The 4,914-nt window shown below is 60.0% G+C and carries 6 protein-coding genes and 1 pseudogene; 3 read left to right on the top strand and 4 right to left on the bottom strand.

Annotated features, from left to right (window positions below):
• The 4 genes and pseudogenes from CKO12_RS13865 to miaA all read right to left on the bottom strand — a co-directional run.
• Positions 1 to 717 (bottom strand): annotated as a pseudogene (locus tag CKO12_RS13865) (YgiQ family radical SAM protein); the annotation flags it as partial.
• Between the two features lie 8 nt (positions 718 to 725).
• Positions 726 to 1,322: a DUF938 domain-containing protein gene (locus tag CKO12_RS13860; RefSeq protein WP_200155317.1), complete on the bottom strand. Its 597-nt coding sequence runs from the start codon at positions 1,320 to 1,322 to the stop codon at positions 726 to 728.
• Positions 1,322 to 1,978 carry an SOUL family heme-binding protein gene (locus CKO12_RS13855; RefSeq protein WP_200155316.1) on the bottom strand — a complete coding sequence of 219 codons (657 nt, stop codon included), beginning with the start codon at positions 1,976 to 1,978 and terminating at the stop codon, positions 1,322 to 1,324. The genes CKO12_RS13860 and CKO12_RS13855 overlap by 1 nt, the downstream gene beginning before the upstream one ends.
• Positions 1,979 to 2,018: 40 nt before the next feature.
• Positions 2,019 to 2,984 carry a tRNA (adenosine(37)-N6)-dimethylallyltransferase MiaA gene (miaA, locus tag CKO12_RS13850; RefSeq protein ID WP_200155315.1) on the bottom strand — a complete coding sequence of 322 codons (966 nt, stop codon included), beginning with the start codon at positions 2,982 to 2,984 and terminating at the stop codon, positions 2,019 to 2,021.
• Between the two features lie 136 nt (positions 2,985 to 3,120).
• Between miaA and CKO12_RS13845 the strand changes: the two genes are divergently transcribed.
• From CKO12_RS13845 to CKO12_RS13835, 3 genes are all read left to right on the top strand, one after another.
• Positions 3,121 to 3,444 (top strand): hypothetical protein, encoded by a 324-nt coding sequence (locus CKO12_RS13845; protein ID WP_200155314.1) that lies wholly within the window; start codon positions 3,121 to 3,123, stop codon positions 3,442 to 3,444.
• Positions 3,445 to 3,462: 18 nt separating this feature from the next.
• Entirely contained in the window at positions 3,463 to 4,332 is an 870-nt protein-coding gene (locus CKO12_RS13840) for an alpha/beta fold hydrolase (protein WP_200155313.1), read from the top strand.
• On the top strand, positions 4,329 to 4,914 hold a 586-nt coding region (locus CKO12_RS13835), incomplete at its 3' end, for a glycogen debranching enzyme N-terminal domain-containing protein (RefSeq protein ID WP_200155312.1). The genes CKO12_RS13840 and CKO12_RS13835, both read left to right, overlap by 4 nt.

Genomic DNA, 4,914 nt, shown 5'->3' with positions numbered 1-4,914 from the left:
GATTTGAGATCGGGCGGTTGGGGGGATTTGATCCGTTGCGGTTTTCGCAGCAGATTCAACCCACGCCGTGCCGCGCAGATCGCGGATGCTGTGGATTGCTTCGCCCTGCGCCAGCCGATGCGTCAGCGCCACAACTGCGCGTTCGGCGTTGCCAAAGATCAGAAAATCTGCTTTTGAATCAATCAACACTGAGCGGCGCACGGTCTCCGACCAATAATCAAAATGCGCGATCCGCCGCAAACTCGCTTCAATTCCGCCGAGCACAATCGGCACGCCTTTGAACGCTTCCCGCGCCCGCTGCGCATACACCGTCACCGAGCGGTCGGGACGCCGTCCGGGCACTGCGTCCGGGGTGTAGGCGTCATCAGAACGCGGACGACGGTCGGCGGTGTAGCGGTTGACCATCGAATCCATGTTGCCGGCAGTGATGCCAAACCACAGATTCGGGCGTCCCAGCCGCTGAAAATCGGCAACGCTCGTCCAATCCGGCTGCGCAATGATGCCGACGCGAAAACCCTGCGCTTCCAGCAGCCGCCCGATGATCGCCATCCCAAAAGAAGGGTGATCGACGTAAGCATCGCCCGTCACCAAAATCACGTCGCAACTGTCCCAGCCGAGCGCGTCCATTTCGGCGCGAGTGAGCGGCAATTCCGCTGCCGTGCCGAAGCGATGTGCCCAGAATTTGCGGTACGAAAAGAGATCGGGCGGCGTGGTCATGGACGCAATCAAGCGCGTTGCCAGACGAGAATCTGGTTATTCACCGGCATCTGATGCTTGGCAAGCAAGGTCAGGTCGTGGCGAGCGGCGATGACTTGCAATTCGTCCACATCGCGCAGCCCCATGCGCGGATCGCGCTCGCGCAGCGACGCATCAAAGGCTTGATTGCTGGCGCTGGTGAATTGCCCACCTTCGTTAAACGGGCCGTATTGGACGAACAATCCGCCGGGGTTGAGCACCGCGCCGATGCCGCAAAACATCATCGCCACATCGACAATCGACATGATGTGCGCAGTGTTGGCGGTGAATGCGGCATCAAATAGCGCATCGGGCCAGATGTGACTGACATCAAGTTGCAGCGGGGGCGGCGTATTCGGCAGCGCCGCTTCATCCAGCCAGAGCTGAATGCCCGCCAAATTGTCTTCCAACTCGCTGGTTTGCCAGATCAGATGCGGCAGCGCGGCAGCGAAAAAGATCGCGTGTTGACCGGTACCGCTGCCGATTTCGAGAACGCGCCCGACGTTGGCAAACAGCGGCTGGAGCACCGCCAAAATCGGCTCACGGTTCTCAACGCTAGAAGTGGAATGCGGTTTGACGACGGTCATTAACGGCTCTCCGGCGCGATGGGCGCAATGTCGATGATGACTTCGTTGCGGCGGAAGATGCCGGGCGTCAACGGATCGTTGTAATAGGCATAAATCGGCGCCGCGACCGGAGTGAGATTGCGTGATTTCAACCACTCCCGCAGCGCCAGCTCCTGCGCGGCGATCAAGTCATCAGTGGCGCGACCACTGAAACGCACGGCGGCGGCTTGGCGAGCGGGCACATCGCGCAAGGTGAGATCAGCAGTTGCTGGCGCGGGCAAGCTCTCGCGGGTGTAGCTCGCCGGCATGATGAACCGCACTACCCACTTGCCAGCCGCAGTCGGGCTTTGCGTCACCGGCACGGTCATGGCGATGGGTTCCTCACGTTGCTGCGTCACGGGCGCAGTCATCGCCACTGATTCGCCGCCGCGTTCTTTGGCAAAAATGTAGTGCGCCAGCGGTGAAAAACCCGCTCGCAGCGCGGTTTTGCGATCCCCTTCGCGCAGCACCTCCGCCACGACGAGCGCCGGATAAGCGCGGACTTCAAATGCGCCGTCTTGCATCACGACCTGATAAACCGGCGTTTCGACGTTTTGCACGATAAAAATGAACACCGCCAGCGCCCCGCCACCCAGCACCAACACGCCAGCAATCAGCAATAACACGATCTTTTTCATCTTTTCAGTTCCATTAGCGTTTCATTATATGCCGTTGAGCTTAACGCAACTCCGGCAGCGGCGCGTTAATAATTGTCTGCTCAATCAATTGCATCGCAGCATTCAGCGGTTCTGGTTCATCGGCGAGCCAGTGGCAATCCGGTTCGGCGCGGAGCCAAGTGAGCTGGCGCTTGGCGAGCTGGCGCGAGGCGATGATGCCGCGTTCCACCAGCGTGGCGTGGTCAATTGCGCCGCTTAAATACTCAACGACTTGCCGATAACCGACGCAGCGCAGCGCCGGTAAATCCGGCGTTAAATCGCCTCGCGCCAGCAGGCTGCGCACTTCGTCAATCAAACCATCGGCAAGCATGGCGTGAAAGCGTTGGGCAATTCTGGTGTGCAGCACGGCGCGGTCGTGCGGGGCGCGAGCGAATTTCAGCAGCCGATACGGCAGTGGCGCGGCGGCAGCGGCTGCGATCAACGCACTGAGCGGGCGACCGGTGAGCGCGTGAACTTCGAGCGCCCGTTGAATGCGTTGCGGGTCGTGGGGATGAATCTGGGCGGCGGTGACGGGATCGAGCGCGGTTAAACGGGCATGAAGTGCTGACCAACCGATGACGGCAGCTTCGGCGCTCAGGGCGTCACGCACGGCGGGGTTGGCGCTGGGCAAGGTCGCCAAGCCCTGCTGCAAACCCCGAAAATAGAGCATGGTGCCGCCCACCAGCAGCGGAATCCGCCCGCGAGCGGTGATGTCGACCATTGCCGCAAGCGCGTCGTGACGACATTGAGCGGTTGAATAAGGGACGGCGGGATCAAGAATGTCGATTAAATGATGCGGAATTTCTGCCAGCAGCGCGGGGCTGGGTTTTGCTGTGCCAATATCCATGCCACGATAGACCAGCGCCGAATCGACACTAATCAGCTCGCACGGCAAGCGTCGCGCCAGCGCCACCGCCAATTCGGTTTTACCGGCGGCGGTCGGCCCCATTAAAAAAATTGCCCAAGGAAAAGCGGTTGGCGGCGTCATTTTTTTGAGTTGTCAGTAATCAGTTTTCAGTGGAGAAAATTTAATGTTGAGAAATCAATTTTTAATAAAAAATGTTGATAAAGATGATTTACTTTGGCAGCTTTTTTTAACTGAAAACTGATAACTAAAACCCGCCATGCCCAATCTCACTGATTTAATCGCCGCTTTAACTCAAGCAACGACCCAACTCAAGCAAGCTGCGCTGACTGATGATTGGGCGCTTGCCGAGCGAATTCAAAAGCGACGGGCGTGGTTGGTGACGCAAATTGCGGCGAATCCCGCGCTGACTCTGGCGCAGCAGCAGGCGTTGCAGGCGGTGCGCGAACAGGAGGCGGTGATTGTCGCACGCGCAACGACGCACCAGCGGGCGTTGGCGCATTCCCTCAACGGTCAACCCGCCAGCGCCCACTCCAAAACCGTGCTCCGCATGTTGCAGGCTTATCACCCTGACCCTCACTAAACACTAGAGACCGTTCTCATGCCCAGCTCCACCGCCACTGCGACCAGTCATTTTCTCGACACCAACGGCTTTCGGGTGCATTACCAGCGTTTCGGCAGCGAGCCGACGCTGATTGTGCTGTTACACGGCAGTTTTTTGAGTGTGCGCTCGTGGCGACACGTCACCGCCGAGCTGGCACAACACGCCACCGTCGTCGCCATTGATCGCCCGCTGTGCGGCAAAACCTCGCGCCCCGTGCCGAAAACCGGCGGCGCAGCACTTTACAGCGCCGAGGCACAAAGCGATCTGGTCGCAGCGATGATTGAACAACTCGGATTTACTCGCGCCATTGTGATCGGACATTCCACCGGCGGCACCGTGTCTTTGCTCACCGCCTTGCGCCAGCCGGAGCGCGTGCAGGCGTTGGTGCTGGTGGGCGCGATGGTTTATAGCGCGTATGCGACCAGCAAATTGCCCGCGCCGATGCTGAAAATGATGACGGCAGCGAAACCGCTGTTTGCGCGGCTGATGCGGGTGATGATCGGCGTGTTTTACACCAAAGCACTGCGGGCGCTGTGGCATCGGCAGGAGCTGTTGACGGAGGCGGATATCGCGGCGTATCGCGCTGATTTCATGGCGGAAGCGTGGGATCGCGCCTTTTTGGAATCGTTTTTAGCCACCAAACCGCTGGGGCTGGACACGCAGGTGCCGGGCTTGACGCTGCCGACGCTGGTCATCACCGGGGCGCATGATCGCGCCGTGAAGCCGGAGGAAAGTGAGCGGTTGGCAGCGGCAGTGCCGAACGCGCAACTCGTCGTCATTCCAGACTGCGGTCACATTCCGCATGAAGAAACGCCAGCCGCATTTCTCGCGGCGGTGACGCCATTTTTGCAGCAGCATTTGCAATGACGCCGCCCTCCGCCATCGCGCTGCCGCAGCTCGTCCACTGTGGGCGTGAGATTTGCGGGCAGCTTGACCAAGCCGAACGCCGCGAGTGGTGGCTGACCAACGGGCGCGGCGCGTATGCCGCTGGCACCATCGCTGGCACCTTGACGCGCCGTTATCACGGGCTGCTGTTGGCACCAGTGACGCCGCCGCTCGGACGGATGCTGCTGTTGGCAAAAGCTGATGCGACCTTGCTTGACGGGGCGCACGAGTGGCCGCTGTTCACCAATCGCTGGGCGAGCGGCGCAGTGTCGCCGCCCGGCTATCGTCATCTGGAGTCATTTCATCTGGAAGGGCGGCTGCCGGTGTGGCGCTTTGCTATCGGGATGCTGCGGATTGAGCAGCGCATCTGGCTTGATCCTGATGCGCAGCGGGTGAATGTGGCGTGGCGGGTGGTTCACAGCCCACCTACGGTGGGCAAAATCCCCCCCAACCCCCCTTTTTCAAAGGGGGGAGATGAGGAAAACCCGTCTTTGGAAAAGGACACATCAAAGCCCCCCTTTGAAAAAGGGGGGTTGGGGGGATTTGAGATCGGGCAGTTGGGGG

This window comes from Chromatium okenii (assembly GCF_016583745.1).
In the GTDB taxonomy this organism is placed as follows: domain Bacteria; phylum Pseudomonadota; class Gammaproteobacteria; order Chromatiales; family Chromatiaceae; genus Chromatium; species Chromatium okenii.
This window is presented reverse-complemented; position numbering and strand designations above follow the sequence as displayed.

Coding starts and splice junctions, on each gene's coding strand:
- CKO12_RS13860 (WP_200155317.1), bottom strand. CDS start 1,322: ATGACCGTCGTCAAACCGCATTCCACTTCTAGCGTTGAGAACCGTGAG.
- CKO12_RS13855 (WP_200155316.1), bottom strand. CDS start 1,978: ATGAAAAAGATCGTGTTATTGCTGATTGCTGGCGTGTTGGTGCTGGGT.
- miaA (WP_200155315.1), bottom strand. CDS start 2,984: ATGACGCCGCCAACCGCTTTTCCTTGGGCAATTTTTTTAATGGGGCCG.
- CKO12_RS13845 (WP_200155314.1), top strand. CDS start 3,121: ATGCCCAATCTCACTGATTTAATCGCCGCTTTAACTCAAGCAACGACC.
- CKO12_RS13840 (WP_200155313.1), top strand. CDS start 3,463: ATGCCCAGCTCCACCGCCACTGCGACCAGTCATTTTCTCGACACCAAC.